The following is a 16,171-nucleotide window of genomic DNA, read 5'->3' as shown; positions in this document are numbered from 1 at the left end:
CCCTTGGCCCCGCCTCGGGGAATTCCTCCTACCGCCTCAGGCCCGTGCCTCCTTCGGCATCCAGTGGCCCGTGCGCGGTCCGATATGCATGTTGAGCGTCTTGGTCTCGGTGTAGTCCTCCACCGCATGGCGGCCGAGTTCGCGGCCGATGCCCGACTGGCGGTAGCCGCCGAACGGCAGTTCGGAAGCGCCGTCCATGAAGGTGTTCATCCAGATGGTACCGGCGCGGACGCGACGGCCGACAGTCAGGCAAGTGTCGAAGTCGCGGCTCCACACACCGGCCGACAGGCCATAGTCGATCGAATTGGCGATGCGGATCGCCTCGTCAGTGGTCTCGAAGGCAAGCACCGAAAGCACCGGTCCGAACACCTCCTCGCGCGCCACCGCCATGTCGGGGGCGACCGACGACAGGATCGTCGGTTCCATGAACTGGCCAAGGCCGAGATCGGCGGCAGACCCGCCGATGGCGACGTCAGCGCCACTCTCGCTCGCACCTTTCACGTAACTGACGATCTTCGCAAGATGCTGCGGCGTGATGATAGCACCAACCTGCGTTGCGGGGTCGAGCGGATCGCCAAGCTTGACCTTGGCCGCAAGGGCTGCGACACGCGCCGTCACGTCGTCAACGATGTCGCGATGGACGATCAGCCGCGAGCCGGCGTTGCAGCATTCACCGGCGTTGAAATAGGCCCCGAACACCGCCGCATCGACAAAATCGTCGAGATTGGCGTCGGGGAAGACGATCTGCGGGTTCTTGCCGCCGAGTTCCAGCGACACCTTCTTCAGTGTCTGCGCGGCATTCGCCATGGTCAGACGGCCGATGCCGGTCGAGCCGGTGAACGACACCATGTCGATGTCGGGGTGGCTGGTCAGCGGCGCGCCGGCTTCAGGGCCGGTGCCGACGATGATGTTGACCACACCAGCGGGAACGCCTGCGGCCTCAAGGATTTCGCCCAGCACCAGCGTCGAGCCTGAGGTCAGCTCCGACGGCTTGACCACGGCCGTGCAGCCGGCGGCGAGCGCGAAGGGCAGCTTCTGGCTGACGATCAGGAACGGGAAATTCCACGGCGTGATGATCGAAACGACCCCCACTGCCTCACGCAGCACCACGCCCAGCGTGCCGTCGCCCAGCGTGTTGTAGCTCTCGCCATGCAGGTCACGCGCAAGTGCTGCCGCATAGCGCCAGATGTCGGCGGCACCACCCAATTCACCCTTGGCCTGCGAGATCGGCTTGCCCGACTCGATGCAGTCGAGGAGGGCCAGTTCGTCTGCCCTGGCTGCGATCATGTCAGCGGCACGCAACAGGATCAGCGAACGCTCGGCACCGGTCATGCGTGGCCAATGGCCCTCGTCGAAGGCCTTGCGGGCCGACGAAATGGCACGCTCGGCATCGACAGACGTCGCGGCCTGATAGCGGCTGACCACAGCACCATGTCCGGGGCTTGAGCGCTCGATCGTCTTGCCTTCGGCACCGGCTGTCCATTTGCCGTCGATCAGCATCTTGAACTCGCGGACCTTGAAGCCGTCGAGCGGCTTGGGGCGCATCAGGACCGTCATCACCATTCTCCTGCAAATTTGGCGGCACGCTTCTCGCTGAAGGCGGCAAGCCCCTCCTTGAGGTCCCCGGTCTTGGCGACGAGAATCGAGCCCAGCGCCTCGACGGCAGTGCCATTGTCTTCACCGCTCGCCGTCGCGATCATCAGTTTTGCGACCTCGACTGCCGCCGGCCCCCTAGCGGCGATCCGGGCGGCGTAGTCGCGCGCGGCTGCGACCGCCTCGCCTGTCTCGACAACCTTGTCGACCAGCCCGAGCACAGCTGCTTCGTCGGCGGAAAAGATCTCGCCGCCCAGCGCCATGCGCCGTACCACCTGTGCTCCGGCACGACGCACCAGCCGCTGCGTGCCCGACCAGCCCGGCACCATGCCGAGCCCGGTCTCGGGCAGGCCGATCTTTACATGGCGTTCGGCGATGCGGATGTCGGCGGCAATGGCCAGTTCCAACCCGCCGCCCAGCGCATGGCCATTGATGGCAGCAACCAGCGGCACGCGCAAAGTCGCCAGCCGCTCGAACACGCGGTGGCCGAAGCGTACCCAGGCGTGGCCAAACTCGTTCGGCGTCATGCCGCCCCAGGCCTTGATGTCGCCGCCGGCTGAAAACGCCTTGCCTTCGCCGGTCAGGATTGCAACGCGAACCTCCGCATTGGCCTCGACCTCGTCGCAGGCCCCCGACAGCGCCTTCAGCATCTCGATGTCGAAGGCGTTGAGCTTGTCGGGCCGGGCCGCCGTGATGACGGCGATGTGGCCTTCGAATTCGACCTTGATGCGCTGGTCAGCCATGAGCGCCCTCCAGCTTTCGCACCGGCTTGCGCGGCAGCATGAGGCCGATCGGAGCGTCGGCAAACAGGGCCGCATCCATCTGCTTGAGCTTGTCGGAAACGATCAGCGGGAACTCCGACTGGTCGAGGATATGCGCCTGCAGTTCGACGCCAGGCGCGATCTCGGTCAGCACGATGCCTTGAGGCGTAAGCTTCATCACGCAACGCTCGGTGACGTAAGTGATGTCCTGGCCCTGCTCGACGCCGCGCCGGCCCGAGAAGGTGACATGCTCAACCTCGTTGACCAGCTTCTTGAGCTTGCCTTCCTTGTCGATGACCAGCTTGCCATTGGCGATTTCGAGCTTGGCGCCCGCATTGAACATGCCGGAAAAGACGATCTTTTTCGCCCGCGCCGTAATGTCGACGAAACCGCCCGCACCCGCCGTGACATGCGGCCGGAAGCTGAGCTTGGAAACGTTGACCGAGCCGCTGCGGTCGATCTCGAGGAACGACAAAAGCGAAGCGTCGAAACCCGCGCCCTGGAAATAGGTGAACTGGTAGGGCGAAGGCATGAAGGCGTCGGCGTTCGACGCGCAGCCGAAGGCGAAGTCGAGCAGCGGCACGCCGCCGACGGCACCTTGTTCGATCACCCAGGTGACCTCGCCATGCAGGCCTTCCTCCAGCAGGATGCGCGGCACGTTGGCCGAGATGCCGAAGCCGAGATTGACCGCACTGCCGGCTTCGAGTTCCTGCGCCACGCGGCGCGCGATCACCTTCTGGATGTTGAATTCGGGTACGCGGAAGCTGTCGAGCGGGCGCATGATCTCGCCCGAGATTGCCGGGTCGTAGGCCGTCTGCGTCGTTTGCTTCTGTTCGGGGTCGACGACGATGTAGTCGACCAGCATACCCGGTACACGCACGTCATGCGGCCGGAGCGAACCGTCTTTGGTGATGCGCTTGACCTGGGCGATGACGATGCCGCCATTGTTGCGCGCTGCCAGCGCCTGTTCGAGCCCGCCGAGATAGGCACCTTCGTGCTCGTAAGTCAGGTTGCCACGCTCGTCAGCGGTCGTCGCCCGGATGATCGCCACCTCAGGCTTGATCGCGGGGAAAAACAGCCAGTCTTCGCCTTCGAAGCTGACCTTCTTGACCAGCGGTTCGGCCGCTGCGCGCGCATTCATCGCGCAGCCCTGGCGTTCCGGATCGACGAAGGTGTCGAGCCCGACCTTGGTCAGCACGCCCGGCCGCTTGGCCGCCGCCTCGCGATGCAGGTCGAACATGATGCCCGATGGCACGTTGTAGGCAGCCACCTCCTCATTGCCGATCATCTGCCAGATCAGCGGCGGTTCGGCGCTCGACGGCCCCGACGGATAAGAGCCGCCGATGATCTTCTTGAGCAGGCCCTTCTTGGCGATGTGGTCGACGCCCTTGATGCCGCTCATGTCGCCTGCGGCGATCGGATGCAACGTCGTCAGCTCGCGCGGATGGCCAGTTGCGTCGAAGCGCTCGCCGATCGCCTTCAGCATCAGATCGGGGCAGCCGAGCCCGCTCGACGACGACACCGACACGATTGCTCCGTCGGGAATAAGTGCTGCGGCTTGATCAGGGGTGATGTGCTTGCCCATGGTCACAACCCAGCCTCGATGGCGACCGCCTTGCCGGTCGCAGCCGACTTGACCACCGCGAGCCCTGTCGCCAGCGACCACACACCATCCTCACCCGTCGCCGAAGGCTGGCCTTTGCCTGCGACAGCGTCATGGAACGCCTGGAGCCCGGTCTCGTAGAGATTGCGCTGGTCGAGCTTGAGCTCGTGCTCGCCCTCGGCGTTGCGCAGCACGACCGAGCCGACCGGCTTCTGCGTCATGACATTGCGCGCGATCAATGAACCCTCGGTGCCGTGCACCTCCAGACCCGTCTCGGCAAATTTCGCGGTAAATGCATCATGGAACTGGGCAACCAGGCCCGACTTGAAGCGCAGCACCCCCATCACGGCGTCTTCCAGTCCCGCCTGCCCCATGCCGCCCGCCTGACTGAGGGCGATGGCTTCGACCGGATCGTCATTAAGCACGAAGCGCAACGTGTCGGCGTCATGCACCGTGATGTCGAGGATCACCCCGCCGCCGGCTTCCGGCTTGTCGAGGCGCCAGCCCTGCAGATGCGGCGGCAGATAGACGGCATGAAACACGCGTGCCGCCAGCGGCTTGCCGATGCGGCCTGCGGCAATCGCGTCGCGCATCGCCCGGTGGCTCGCCGCATTGCGCAGATGGTGGTTCGTCGCCAGGACGACCCCGGCATCCTTCGCCGCATGCACCATTGCCCGGGCGTCCGAAACGGTTAGCGCCAGCGGCTTCTCGCACAGCACATGCTTGCCGGCCTTGGCTGCGGCAATCGCCTGTTCCACATGTAATTCGTTGGTGGTCGAGATGTAGACGGCGTCGATACCGGCATCGCCGACGATTTCCTCGAGCGACGTGACAGATTTCGCGATGCCGTTCGCATCGGCATAGTCTCGTCCGCGCTCGGCATTGGTGCTCATGACCGACACCACTTCGCCGCCGGTCGCCTTGATGGCGCCGATGACCCACTCCCTGGCGATGGTGCTCGCCCCGATCAGACCCCAGCGCGTCATGCTGTAAGCTCCCTAACCCGTTGCGGCGCACCGCAGCTTTCGCGCACCACCAGCCGCACCGCAGCCACCATCGCCTCGGCGTCGAAATCACCGGCATTGATCTGCTTGAGCAGCAACTGGGCAGCGCGGCGGCCCATGCCTTGCGGATCGACCGAAACGGTGGTCAGCGCCGGCACCGCGGTCTTGGCCTCGATCACGTCGTCGAAGCCGATGACGCCAAAGTCGACGCCCGGCTCGATGCGGGCGCTGCGCAAGCCATCGCAGGCGCCGAACGCCACCGCGTCATTGAAGCAAAGGGCGGCTGTCGGGCGATCGCGCATGGCGAGCATGCGCTCGACCGCCGCCACACCGCCCGCACGCGACGGTGCCGAACTGATGACCAATTCATCCGAAGCGTCGAGACCGGCTTCCAGCAGCGCGTCACGGAAGCCGCGCATGCGCTCGTCGAACACAGCCGTATCGTTAAAGCCGCCGAGAAAGGCGATGCGGCGATGACCCAGCTCGATCAGGTGCCGCACGGCAGCCGCAGCCCCCGCATGCCCGTCGGATACGACGGAGGAAACCTTGAGCCCGGGCACGTTGCGCGCCACCAGCACCACCGGAATGCCGCTGTCGACCAGCGGCCTGAGGTCGGCGGCAGTGGTGCCGCGCGCCGGCGACAGGATCAGCCCGGCCATGCCGTGCTCGCGCATCGAGGCGATCACCTCGCCCTGGCGGTCGGCATTCTCCGAGGTGTTGGCCATGAACTGGATGTAGCCGGCCGACTGCACCACCATGTCCATACCGACGGCAAGTTCGGCGAAGAAGCTGTTGGTCAGGTCGTTGACGACGATGCCGACGATCTTCGATTTCGACTGCCGGAGGTTGGCGGCGCCCCGGTTGTAGACATAGCCGAGTTCGCGAATGACCGCGCCCACCCTGGCCCGTGTCGCCTCGTTCACCAGCGAACTGCCCTGGAGCACCAGCGACACAGTCGACTTCGACACGCCGGCGGCATGCGCAACATCGACAACTGTCACCTTCGGCTGCTTCAAAACGATCCTCCCGGGGAAGCGTCTTTGGCTCCCTTTTCCGAGTCAAATAATTGGAACGTTCCAAACTGTCAAGCATGGAAGCAGGCGGACGCGATCGATTTCGCAACGGCTGCACTCCGCGATGCAGGTCTTCTGGGTGCTTATTTTGTACACAATGTGACATTTCAAACGATTTACTACACTTCTCAACGTCTGAGTTCTCCGACACGACGCGCCACCGGCAAATCCAGCACCACCGTCCATGACGTCATGAAATTCCATCTTGAAATTTGGAACGATCTAAATTACGAGATGCAGCCGATCAAGGGAGGAACCCATGGCCAAGGTAGTGAAGCTTCCGCGGGTTGACCGCAGCGTCGAGACCTACGCCCTTGTCGGCACGCCGACCGAACGGCCTGAAGCCGCCCCGGTTTTCAACCGCATTGCCTATGCCGCGGCCCATGTCGTCGCCGATCCGTGGGCCGACGCGAACCCATGGAACAGCCCGGCCATCGACTGGGATGCGACGATGGCCTTCCGCCACCACCTTTGGTCGCTCGGCTTCAAGATCGCCGAGGCGATGGACACTTCGCAGCGCGGCATGGGGCTCGACTGGGCCGGCGCGCAGGAGCTGATCCGCCGTTCGCTGGCTGAAGCGCGCACGATTGCGGGCGCCGACCTCGCCTGCGGTGCCGGCACTGATCAGTTGTCCAGACAAGATGCCAGATCACTCGACGACGTGATCGCAGCTTATGAGGAGCAGTTCGGCTTCATCGAAAAGCACGGTGGCCGCACCATCATGATGGCGAGCCGCGCGCTTGCCCATGTCGCCAGATCCCCGGACGACTATCGCAAGGTTTATGGCCGCATCCTCGGCCAGGCCAGGAACAAGGTCGTGCTGCATTGGCTCGGCGACATGTTCGACCCCGAACTCACAGGCTATTGGGGCAGCGAGCGCTTCGAGGACACGCTGGAAACGGTGCTTTCGATCATCGCCGAGCACAAAGACAAGGTCGAAGGCATCAAGATCTCGTTGCTCGACCAAGCTTGTGAAATCGAGCTGCGCCGCCGCCTACCCGAGGGCGTGATCTGCTTCACCGGCGACGACTTCAACTATGCCGCCCTGATCGAAGGCGACGGCACCCACCACAGCCACGCTTTGCTCGGCATCTTCGACGCCGTCGCGCCACAGGCATCAAAGGCATTGGCGGCATTGGCCAAAGGCGACCTCGCCACCTTCCGTGGCACCATCGAACCGACGGTGCCGCTGTCGCGCAAGATCTTCGAAGCACCGACGCAATACTACAAGGCCGGCGTCGTCTTCCTCGCCTGGCTCAACGGCCACCAAAGCCATTTCACGATGCCTGCGGGCATGCAGTCGGCGCGAGGTGCGGTCCACTACGCTGACGTCTTCCGCCTCGCCGACCAGGCCAATGTGCTCGACAGGCCGGAGTTGGCCGCAGCGCGCATGGCAGCGCTGATGACGCAATACGGGGTGGGCTGACCGGCGACCTCTTCCTTCTCCCCGTTCACGGGGAGAAGGTGGCCCAGAGGGCCGGATGAGGGGCAGCTCGAACTTTCGACCAGTTGCGCTGCCCCTCATCTGCCTGCCTGTCCAGCCGGGTCCCCGCTGCCTGCGGCAGCGTCCCGCCGTTCGCTGGCCTGCCATGATGCCACCGGCATCATGGCTTTCGCGCTGCGCGCGAAACCGGCCGCTCACCCATGTGCGATCATGACGTGGCGCACCGCGGTGTAATCCTCCAGCGCATAGACCGACATGTCCTTGCCATAGCCGGATTGCTTGAGGCCGCCATGCGGCATCTCGTTGGTCAGCATGAAATGCGTGTTGATCCAGGTGCAGCCATATTGCAGCCGGGCCGCCGTCGACATGCCGCGCGAAATGTCCTTGGTCCACACCGACGACGCCAGGCCGTAGTCGCTGTCATTGGCCCAGTTGACGGCCTCGTCGACGTCGGAGAAGCGCGTCACCGACACCACCGGACCGAACACCTCGCGGCGCACGATCTCGTCTTCTTGCAGCGCACCGGCAACGACGGTCGGTTGATAGTAGAAGCCACCGCCCTCGCCCGGCTTGCCGCCGGTGGTGATCTCGATGTGCTTGAGCTCGGAGGCACGCTCGACGAAGGAAGCGACACGGTCGCGCTGGCGCCGCGAGATCAACGGCCCGATCTCGTTTTCGGTGTCGTCGGACTGGCCGAAACGAATGGTCGAAACCGCCGACGACAGGTCGGCGACAAGCTTGTCGTAAACCTTCTTGCCGGCATAGATGCGGCAGGCCGCCGTGCAATCCTGGCCGGCATTGTAGTAGCCGAAGGCGCGCAAACCACTGACCACGGCATCGATGTCGGCATCGTCGAAGACGATGACCGGCGCCTTGCCGCCAAGCTCCAGATGCGTGCGCTTGACCGACTTGGCCGCCGCCTGCAGCACCTTCTTGCCGGTGGCGACGTCGCCGGTAATCGAGATCATGCTGACTGCCGCATGGTTGATCAGCGTGTTGCCGACGCTTTCGCCGCGGCCAAGCACGACATTGACCACGCCTTCCGGCAGCACGTCGGCGAGGATTCTTGCCAGCTTCAGCGCCGTCAGCGGCGTCTGCTCGGACGGCTTGAAGACAACCGTGTTGCCGCCGGCGATTGCCGGCGCCAGTTTCCACGCCATCATCATCAGCGGATAGTTCCACGGCGCGATCGAGGCAACGATGCCGACCGGGTCGCGGCGGATCATCGAGGTGTGGCCGGGCAGATATTCGCCGGCCACCAGCCCGGGCATCGAACGGACCGCACCGGCAAAGAAGCGGTAGCAGTCGACGATCGCCGGGATCTCGTCGTTGAGCACGGCGTTGATCGGCTTGCCGCAATTGAGCGCCTCGAGCCTGGCAAAGCCTTCCGCCTCGGCCTCGATGCGGTCGGCGATCTTGAGCAGATAACCCGAGCGCTGCGCCGGCGTGGTCTTCGACCAGGTCACGAAGGCCTTCTGTGCTGCCGCGACAGCCGCTTCGATCTGCGCCGGCGAGGCCTCCGGCAGGCTGAGGATCGTCTCGCCGGTGCGCGGGTTGAGGATCGCCTCCTCCGTCTCGGTTCCTTTTTCGAACTTCGAGCCGATCAGCATCTGGGTGTCCATGACTTCTCCCTTTCGAGTCTTATTTGCCGGCGCCGGCGATCTGGTCGCCTTCGCGGGTCAGGTAATAGGCGGCGAGGATGGGCAGCAGGGTCGCCAGAACCACGACCATGGCGACGACATTGGTGACCGGGCGCTGGCGCGGCCGTACCAGTTCCTCGAGCATCCAGATCGGCAGCGTCTGCTGCTGTCCGGCGGTGAAGGTGGTGACGATGACCTCGTCGAACGACAGCGCGAACGCCAGCATGCCGCCGGCCAGGAGTGCCGTGCCGATATTGGGCAGGATCACATGCCGGAACGTCTGGAAGCCATCGGCGCCGAGATCCATCGAGGCTTCGATCAGCGAGCCCGAGGTGCGGCGAAACCGCGCCACCGCGTTGTTGTAGACGACCACGACGCAGAAGGTCGCGTGGCCGAGCACGATCGTCCAGAACGAAAACGGGATTTCGGCCAGGCTGAAGGCCGAGCGCAGGGCGATACCGGTGATAATGCCGGGCAGCGCGATCGGCAGGATGACCAGCAGCGAAATCGCCTCGCGGCCGAAGAACCTGGTCTGGCTGACTGCGGCGGCACAGAGCGTGCCAAGCACAAGTGCGATAGCCGTCGAGATCGCCGCGACCTGCACCGACAGACCGAGCGCCTGCCAGACGTCTGGCCGTGCCCAGGTGGCTGCGAACCACTGCGTCGTCAGGCCGGGCGGCGGCCACTGGTAGCTCTTTTCTTCCGTCGTGAAGGCGTAGACGAAGATCAGCAGGATCGGCAGGTGCAGGAAGGCGAGGCCCACGGCGGCTGCGATCTTGATGCCGAGGGGCGCTGATTGCGAGCGGTCAGAGCGCATGGGCTGCCTCCAACGGGAGATGGTCGACCTCATGAGCATGAGCGATAGGGTCGCCCCCCACTCCGGTTTGCTGCGCAAACCACCTCTCCCCCGACCGACGGGGGAGAGGAAGAGGCTGTGGCACGCTCGGCCCCTTCACCTGGAAGTCGAAGCGCGAGCCGTGCCCGCGCGCCCTTCCTCTCCCCCGGGCAGGGGGAGAGGTGTCGAGCGAGGCTCGACGGAGTGGGGGTGCTTCCGCCAAGAGACTGGACTCACAGCGCATTGAAGGCCCCCATGCGTTTGGCGCCCCAGAGGTAGAAGCCCATGATGACGATCGGCACGACGGTGAAGGCGGCGGCGAGCGGGATGTTGCCGGCAGTGCCTTGCTGTGCATAGACGGCCTGGCCGATGAACAGCCTGGACGTACCGATGATCTGCGGGATGATGTAGTCGCCGAGTGTCAGCGAGAAGGTGAAGATCGAGCCAGCGACGATGCCTGGCAGTGCCAGTGGAAACAGCACGTTGCGGAACGTCTGGCCCGGTGACGCGCCGAGGTCGGAGGAGGCTTCGACCAGATTGCCGGGGACGCGCTCGAGTGCCGCCTGGATCGGCAGGATCATGAACGGCAGCCAGACATAGACGAAGACGATGAAGGTGCCGGTGAACGAGACCGACAGCGAGTTGCCGCCGACGACGGGCAATGACAGCCAACCGTCGAGCAGCCACGACAGATGCAGCTTGGCAAACACCCAGGTCAGGATGCCTTCCTTGGCGAGGATCAGCTTCCAGGCATAGACCTTGACGAGGTAGCTCGACCACAAGGGCAGCATGACGCCGAGATAAAACAGCGCCTTCCATTTGCCGCGGGCATAACGCGCCGCGTAGTAGGCGATGGGAAACGCAACGACCGCCGAGGCGAGTGTCACCAGTGCGGCCATCGTCACCGTGCGCACGATGATGTCGAGATTGGCCGGCTGGAACAGGTCGCCATAGGTCTTGAGCGTCAGCTCGCGGCTGATCAGGCCGGAGAATTCGTCGATCGAAAAGAAGCTCTGCGCCAAAAGCGCAATCAGCGAGCCGATGTAGACGACGCCAAGCCAGAGCAGCGGCGGTGCCAGCATCAAGAACAACAGCAGCCCCGGCTTGCGCCACAACAGGTCCGACAGCGCACCGGCGAAGCCGCCACGCCTGGGCAGGATCGCGGCAGCCACGTCGGACGCGCCTGACACAGCCTGGACGCTCATGCCTGCTCCTCCATCAAATGGAGCTGGTCGCGGTTGAAGGTCAGCATGACATGGGCGCCATCTTCGGGGATGGCGGCGCCCGACGGCACAGTGGCATGCAGCCTGAGGCCATCGGCGTCGAGCGACAGCTTGGTCGCAGCACCCAGATAGTGGCGCGAGACGACGCGCGCGGCGACGCCATCGCCTGAGGTGTCGCGGCGAATGCGGATCTGCTCGGGCCGGAGACTGCCCCAGCGCCGCTCGCCGGCGTAGCGCTGGACGAAGTCGGGCGGCAGCACGTTGGACGAGCCGACGAAATCGGCAACGAAGCGCGATGCCGGACGCTGGTAGATATCCTCCGGCGCGCCGACCTGCATGATGCGACCGTCGTTGAACACCGCGACCCGGTCGGCCATCGACAGCGCCTCGCCTTGGTCATGGGTGACGAAGACGAAGGTGATGCCGAGCGCCTTTTGCAATTGCTTGAGCTCTTCCTGCATGCTTTCGCGCAACTTGAGGTCGAGCGCCCCGAGCGGCTCGTCGAGCAGCAGCACCTTGGGCTTGTTGACCAGAGCGCGCGCCAGCGCCACGCGCTGCCGCTGGCCGCCGGACAGTTGGCCCGGCTTGCGGCCGCCATAGCCCGGCAGTTGCACCAGCTTGAGCGCATCCTCGGCGGCGCGGTGGCGTTCGTCCCGGCTGACGCCCTTGACCATCAGCCCGTAAGCGACGTTGTCGAGCACGTTGAGATGCGGGAACAGCGCGTAGTCCTGAAACACCGTATTGACGTTGCGCCGATAGGGCGGCACGCCCTCGGCGCGTTCGCCGAAGATCGAGATGCTGCCCGCGGTCGGCTGCTCGAAGCCGGCGATCAGCCTGAGGCAGGTGGTCTTGCCCGAGCCCGACGGACCCAGCATGGCGAAGAATTCGCCCGGCTTGATCTCGAGGTCGACGGCATCGACCGCGCGCACCGCACCGAAGTGGCGAGAGGTCTTTTGAAAGGCGACTGCTGGGGTCATCGTCTTTAGCTTCCGATGTCTGGGGCCATATGCGTCCGGGGCGAAATGCCCGGGCATGGCTGCGCATTCGGCCTCAGCGGCCGCCGATGCCTTCATGCCGCGCTGTCAGGCGGTCGTCTCAAAGGGTCGGTTGAAGCCCTCCGCCCCCTCTCCCCTGAGGGAGAGGGCGGCCGCAATGCGGCCTGGCGAGGGGGGCATCGTTTGTTGCCGGCCTCAGCGGCCGCCGATCACGCCGATATAATCCGACACCCAGCGATAATAGGGCACGCACTGATCGTTCTGGCTGGCGCACTTCGACACCGGCGTCTTCCAGAACTTGATCCTGGCGAACTCCTCGAAGCCGTTGGTCTTGCAGCCTTCGTCGGTGAGCAGAGCGTTGCCCTTGCAGGCCGCCGGCACTGCGGGGTTGGAGCCGAACCAGGCGGCGAGGTCGCCCTGCAGCTTGGGGTTCAGCGAATGCTCGAGCCACATATAGGCGCAGTTCGGATTGGCGGCGTCGACATGCATCATCGTCGTGTCGGCCCAGCCCGTGGCGCCCTCTTCCGGGATGGTCGAAGCGACAGGCTGCTTTTCGGAGCCGAGCAGGTTGACCTGGAACGGCCACGAACCCGAGGCGACGACGCCTTCGTTCTTGAAGTCGTCGATCTGGATCATGGCGTCGTGCCAGTAGCGACCGACAAGCGTGCGCTGGACGCGCAGCAGATCGAGCGCTGCCTTGTACTGATCCTCATTGAGCTCGTAGGGGTCCTTGATGCCGAGTTCGGGCTTGTGCGCCATCAGGTAGTTGGCGGCGTCGGCGACATGGATCGGGCCGTCATAGGCCTGGACGCGGCCCTTGTTGGGCTTGCCGTCTGGCAGGTCCATCGCCTCGAAGACAACGTTCCAGCTCTTCGGCGCTTCCTTGAACACGCTGGTGTTGTACATCAGCACGTTCGGGCCCCACTGATAGGGCACGCCATAATGCTGGCCATCGACGGTGAACCACGGCGCATCCTTGAGGCGCTCGTCGACGGTCGACCAGCTCTTGACGAGATCCGTATTGATCGGCTGCACGCGCTTGCCGGCAACGAGGCGCAGCGAGGCATCGCCCGAGGCGGTGACGAGGTCGAAGCCGCCCTCGTTCATCAGCGCCACCATTTCGTCGGAGGTGGCAGCCGTCTTGACATTGACCTTGCAGCCCGACGCCTTTTCGAAATCCGTCACCCAGTCGTAGTTCTTGTCGGTCTCGCCGCGCTCGATGTAGCCCGGCCAGGCGATGATGTTGACCTGGCCTTCGCCAGCGCCGATTTCCTTGACCTGCGCCACCGCCTGGCCGGAAAAGCTGCAAGCCAAGGCGATTGCCGTGCAGGATTTCAGAAATGCCTTCATCTCGATCCTCCCATGTGCAGGAACCGCTCTCTTATTGGCGGTGTTGCCCTGACACGAAAGGTGCTGTGAAAGCGCAGGTTTCGCAAATTCATTCGAAAGAAGGGTGATATCGGTTTTTCCGATACCGAGAGCGCCGCGCGTCGGTTCGGACGCGCAAAGGACGCTCTGGCATCTTGAAGCATTGTGCTTTCCGACACCGATTTTCAGGGCGGCCGCGTCAAAGCTTCTGGCGGACGGTCCGCTGCGCCTGGGCGATGCCGATGAAATCGCGCGCCGCCGCCAACAGCGACGAGCCGCGGCGCCACACCATGCCGACCTGCACCACCGGCAGCGAACCGGAGACGTCGCGCGACTCGATCCTGTCTCCTTCCAGCGACCAGGGCCGGTAGACAAGGTCAGGCAGCAGCGCCACCCCTGCCCCGGTAGCGACCAGCGAACGCACGGCTTCCACCGAACGCGTGCGGAAGGCGACATGCGGCTTGGCGCCGATGGCCGCAAGCAGCTTGCCGGTGTTCTCCTCGATCTCGTCGACCGACAGCATGATCAGCGGTTCGGACGCGATGTCGCCGACACTGATGATCTCGGCCGAGGCGAGCGGGTGGCCAAGCGGCAGCCACAGCCTGTAGGCCGAGACCTCGAGGATCTCCGACTGCAGCGCCATGCGGTCACGCAGATTGGAGGTGACCATGACGGCGAGGTCGAGCTTGCCGCCGACCAGAAGGTGCTCGAGATAATCGCCATTGTCCTCGATCGCCGAGATCTCGACCGCCGGATGGGCGCGGCGGTAACGCGCCAGAAGATCGGAGAGCACGTAGCCGGCGACCAGCGAGGTGACGCCGAGCTTGAGCTGGCCGGTGGCGGTGGCCTGGCCGCCAAAGAAGGTGCGCCGCGCGTCTGACACATCGGCGAGGATCTTGGTGGCGTGACGCAGGAACTGGTGGCCCTTGTGGGTGATGTTGAGGCCGCGCGGATGGCGCTCGAACAGCTCGACGCCAAGATCGCCCTCCAGTTCCTTAATCGCCTCGGTCACCGACGACTGCGAGATCGACAGGTTCTGCGCCGCACGCGAAATCGTGCCCTGTTCGGCGACGGCAACGAAGAACTGGAGCTGGCGAAGCGTGAAGGCCATGTCGGGACTAAACAGGGCGGTGGGGGATTTGGGAAGGCCCTCCCCTTCGCCAAACCACGCTTGTTGCAGCACTGGACAAAAGGTGCGCCACTCTATGTAGCAAATTGCGCAGGTAGCGATCCTTCGCACCCCCCTCTGGCCTGCCGGCCATCTCCCCCACAAGGAGGGAGATCACGCCGTCATCGACCTCTCGGCCAATCGCCAACATCGCTAGGCTAATCCCTGCGATGTTCCAGGGTGAGCGCCGCCGGCGACGAGACTAATCTCCCTCCTTGTGGGGGAGATGGCCGGCAGGCCAGAGGGGGGTGCGAAGGAATGAGGCGCATGGCGATCTGCGCCGAAACTGCCGGCTGCGGCGAAAGCCCAAGGCAGCGGCTGCCAAAAAAGCAAAGCGGGGAAAGCCTTCCCCGCTTTGCTTAGGATTTGTTCGATACAAAGCCCCCTAGTGCAGCACCAGCACGTCGCCGGAGGAGAAGCTGATTTCGGTCTTTTGGCCAACGACCGGTGGCGGGCTGCTTGGGCTGTTGAAGGTGTCGAGCGACACCACGTTCTGGCCGACGCCGACGCGGACGCGGATGACCGAGCCCAGGAAATGCACGTCGGCGATCTGGCCGGTCAGGTTGGAGTCGTTGCCGGCCTTGCGGCCAAGCGAGATCGCCTCGGGCCGGAGCGCCAGCGACAGCGTGTCGCCTGCCTTCGAGCCGTTGAGCTTGCCCTTGAGGCCGATCTCCTCGGCGTTGATCTTGACGGTGCCGGAAGCCGCGTCGCTGATCGTGCCTTCGAGCACGTTGAGCGTGCCGACGAAATTGGCGACGAACTTGGTCGACGGCCGGTTGTAAATCTCAAACGGCGTGCCGGTCTGGTCGGCACGACCTTCGTTCATCACCACGATGCGGTCGGACATCGACAGCGCCTCTTCCTGGTCGTGGGTGACGAAGATGGTGGTGATGCCGAGCTTCTTCTGGATCGAGCGGATTTCCTCGCGCAGCGAAATGCGCACCTTGGCGTCGAGCGCCGACAGCGGCTCGTCGAGCAACAACAGCTTGGGCTTGGGCGCGAGCGCGCGCGCCAGTGCTATGCGCTGCTGCTGGCCGCCGGAGAGCTGGTAAGGATAGCGGTCGCCGAAGTCGGGCAGCTTGATGATGGCGAGCATCTCGTCGATACGCGCTTGGGCCTCCGCCTTGGGCATACCGGCGACCTTGAGGCCAAAGCCGATGTTTTGGGCGACGGTCAGGTTGGGAAACAGCGCATAGGCCTGGAACACCATGCCGATGTTGCGCTGGTTCGGCTTGAGGCCGGTGACATCCTTGCCGCCGATCAGCACCTTGCCGGCCGAGGGCTCCTCGAAGCCGGCGACGATGCGCAGCATGGTGGTCTTGCCGCAGCCCGACGGCCCGAGGAAGGAGACGAACTCGCCGGCACCGACGTCGAGGTTGAAGTCCTTGACCACGGCGACGTTGCCGAAGGACTTCTTGACGCTCTGGATGGAAAGGAAGGGATCGGCCATTGGCTTGTGCTCTT

General features: G+C 64.4%; 14 protein-coding genes. 2 read left to right on the top strand and 12 right to left on the bottom strand.

Features of this window, described 5'->3' with window-relative positions:
- Positions 1–36: 36 nt before the first annotated feature.
- Genes IHE39_RS23640 through IHE39_RS23620 form a run of 5 tightly spaced genes read right to left on the bottom strand, consistent with a single transcriptional unit; the run spans position 37 to position 5,983 of the window.
- Positions 37–1,557, bottom strand: coding sequence for an aldehyde dehydrogenase family protein (locus tag IHE39_RS23640; protein WP_192568155.1), 1,521 nt, complete (start codon positions 1,555–1,557; stop codon positions 37–39).
- A complete protein-coding gene (locus IHE39_RS23635) occupies positions 1,557–2,336 on the bottom strand; it encodes an enoyl-CoA hydratase/isomerase family protein (RefSeq protein WP_192568154.1) in 780 nt (259 codons plus the stop codon). Before IHE39_RS23635 ends, IHE39_RS23640 begins: the two co-directional genes overlap by 1 nt.
- Positions 2,329–3,939, bottom strand: coding sequence for an acyl CoA:acetate/3-ketoacid CoA transferase (locus IHE39_RS23630; RefSeq protein ID WP_192568153.1), 1,611 nt, complete (start codon positions 3,937–3,939; stop codon positions 2,329–2,331). The genes IHE39_RS23635 and IHE39_RS23630 overlap by 8 nt, the downstream gene beginning before the upstream one ends.
- Positions 3,940–3,941: 2 nt before the next feature.
- On the bottom strand, positions 3,942–4,943 hold the full coding sequence (locus IHE39_RS23625) for a Gfo/Idh/MocA family protein (protein WP_192568152.1): 1,002 nt from the start codon (positions 4,941–4,943) through the stop codon (positions 3,942–3,944).
- On the bottom strand, positions 4,940–5,983 hold the full coding sequence (locus IHE39_RS23620; protein WP_434781337.1) for a LacI family DNA-binding transcriptional regulator: 1,044 nt from the start codon (positions 5,981–5,983) through the stop codon (positions 4,940–4,942). The genes IHE39_RS23625 and IHE39_RS23620 overlap by 4 nt, the downstream gene beginning before the upstream one ends.
- On the opposite strand from IHE39_RS23620, the gene IHE39_RS23615 reads away from it, so the two are divergent.
- Both IHE39_RS23615 and IHE39_RS23610 read left to right on the top strand, forming a co-directional pair.
- Entirely contained in the window at positions 5,939–6,325 is a 387-nt protein-coding gene (locus IHE39_RS23615; RefSeq protein WP_192568177.1) for a hypothetical protein, read from the top strand. The two genes, IHE39_RS23620 and IHE39_RS23615, sit on opposite strands and share 45 nt — an antisense overlap.
- Positions 6,294–7,460 carry a dihydrodipicolinate synthase family protein gene (locus IHE39_RS23610; RefSeq protein ID WP_192568150.1) on the top strand — a complete coding sequence of 389 codons (1,167 nt, stop codon included), beginning with the start codon at positions 6,294–6,296 and terminating at the stop codon, positions 7,458–7,460. Before IHE39_RS23615 ends, IHE39_RS23610 begins: the two co-directional genes overlap by 32 nt.
- A 212-nt stretch (positions 7,461–7,672) precedes the next feature.
- On the opposite strand, the gene IHE39_RS23605 is transcribed toward IHE39_RS23610, so the two are convergent.
- The 7 genes from IHE39_RS23605 to IHE39_RS23575 all read right to left on the bottom strand — a co-directional run bounded on the left by IHE39_RS23605 (position 7,673) and on the right by IHE39_RS23575 (position 16,157).
- Positions 7,673–9,100 (bottom strand): gamma-aminobutyraldehyde dehydrogenase, encoded by a 1,428-nt coding sequence (locus IHE39_RS23605; RefSeq protein WP_184769584.1) that lies wholly within the window; start codon positions 9,098–9,100, stop codon positions 7,673–7,675.
- Positions 9,101–9,119: 19 nt separating this feature from the next.
- Positions 9,120–9,935 carry an ABC transporter permease gene (locus IHE39_RS23600; RefSeq protein WP_184769583.1) on the bottom strand — a complete coding sequence of 272 codons (816 nt, stop codon included), beginning with the start codon at positions 9,933–9,935 and terminating at the stop codon, positions 9,120–9,122.
- Between the two features lie 251 nt (positions 9,936–10,186).
- Positions 10,187–11,158, bottom strand: coding sequence for an ABC transporter permease (locus IHE39_RS23595; RefSeq protein ID WP_192568149.1), 972 nt, complete (start codon positions 11,156–11,158; stop codon positions 10,187–10,189).
- On the bottom strand, positions 11,155–12,153 hold the full coding sequence (locus tag IHE39_RS23590; protein WP_184769581.1) for an ABC transporter ATP-binding protein: 999 nt from the start codon (positions 12,151–12,153) through the stop codon (positions 11,155–11,157). The genes IHE39_RS23595 and IHE39_RS23590 overlap by 4 nt, the downstream gene beginning before the upstream one ends.
- Positions 12,154–12,366: 213 nt before the next feature.
- On the bottom strand, positions 12,367–13,521 hold the full coding sequence (locus IHE39_RS23585) for an ABC transporter substrate-binding protein (RefSeq protein ID WP_115730869.1): 1,155 nt from the start codon (positions 13,519–13,521) through the stop codon (positions 12,367–12,369).
- Between the two features lie 217 nt (positions 13,522–13,738).
- Positions 13,739–14,650, bottom strand: a complete 912-nt coding sequence (locus IHE39_RS23580; protein WP_184769822.1) for a LysR family transcriptional regulator — start codon at positions 14,648–14,650, stop codon at positions 13,739–13,741.
- A 442-nt stretch (positions 14,651–15,092) separates the two neighbouring features.
- A complete protein-coding gene (locus tag IHE39_RS23575) occupies positions 15,093–16,157 on the bottom strand; it encodes an ABC transporter ATP-binding protein (protein ID WP_192568148.1) in 1,065 nt (354 codons plus the stop codon).
- Positions 16,158–16,171: the final 14 nt, after the last annotated feature.

The sequence above is a fragment of the Aminobacter carboxidus genome, from assembly GCF_014863355.1.
Lineage (GTDB): Bacteria > Pseudomonadota > Alphaproteobacteria > Rhizobiales > Rhizobiaceae > Aminobacter > Aminobacter carboxidus.
The sequence above is the reverse complement of the archived record's forward strand: the minus strand, read 5'-3'. Positions and strand labels throughout refer to the sequence as shown.

Excerpts from the sequence above, each read along its gene's own strand:
- IHE39_RS23595 (WP_192568149.1), bottom strand. The coding sequence starts at position 11,158 with ATGAGCGTCCAGGCTGTGTCAGGCGCGTCCGACGTGGCTGCCGCGATC.
- IHE39_RS23625 (WP_192568152.1), bottom strand. The coding sequence starts at position 4,943 with ATGACGCGCTGGGGTCTGATCGGGGCGAGCACCATCGCCAGGGAGTGG.
- IHE39_RS23610 (WP_192568150.1), top strand. The coding sequence starts at position 6,294 with ATGGCCAAGGTAGTGAAGCTTCCGCGGGTTGACCGCAGCGTCGAGACC.
- IHE39_RS23635 (WP_192568154.1), bottom strand. The coding sequence starts at position 2,336 with ATGGCTGACCAGCGCATCAAGGTCGAATTCGAAGGCCACATCGCCGTC.
- IHE39_RS23590 (WP_184769581.1), bottom strand. The coding sequence starts at position 12,153 with ATGACCCCAGCAGTCGCCTTTCAAAAGACCTCTCGCCACTTCGGTGCG.
- IHE39_RS23600 (WP_184769583.1), bottom strand. The coding sequence starts at position 9,935 with ATGCGCTCTGACCGCTCGCAATCAGCGCCCCTCGGCATCAAGATCGCA.
- IHE39_RS23615 (WP_192568177.1), top strand. The coding sequence starts at position 5,939 with ATGCGCAACATCGACAACTGTCACCTTCGGCTGCTTCAAAACGATCCT.
- IHE39_RS23605 (WP_184769584.1), bottom strand. The coding sequence starts at position 9,100 with ATGGACACCCAGATGCTGATCGGCTCGAAGTTCGAAAAAGGAACCGAG.
- IHE39_RS23585 (WP_115730869.1), bottom strand. The coding sequence starts at position 13,521 with ATGAAGGCATTTCTGAAATCCTGCACGGCAATCGCCTTGGCTTGCAGC.
- IHE39_RS23630 (WP_192568153.1), bottom strand. The coding sequence starts at position 3,939 with ATGGGCAAGCACATCACCCCTGATCAAGCCGCAGCACTTATTCCCGAC.
- IHE39_RS23580 (WP_184769822.1), bottom strand. The coding sequence starts at position 14,650 with ATGGCCTTCACGCTTCGCCAGCTCCAGTTCTTCGTTGCCGTCGCCGAA.
- IHE39_RS23575 (WP_192568148.1), bottom strand. The coding sequence starts at position 16,157 with ATGGCCGATCCCTTCCTTTCCATCCAGAGCGTCAAGAAGTCCTTCGGC.
- IHE39_RS23640 (WP_192568155.1), bottom strand. The coding sequence starts at position 1,557 with ATGACGGTCCTGATGCGCCCCAAGCCGCTCGACGGCTTCAAGGTCCGC.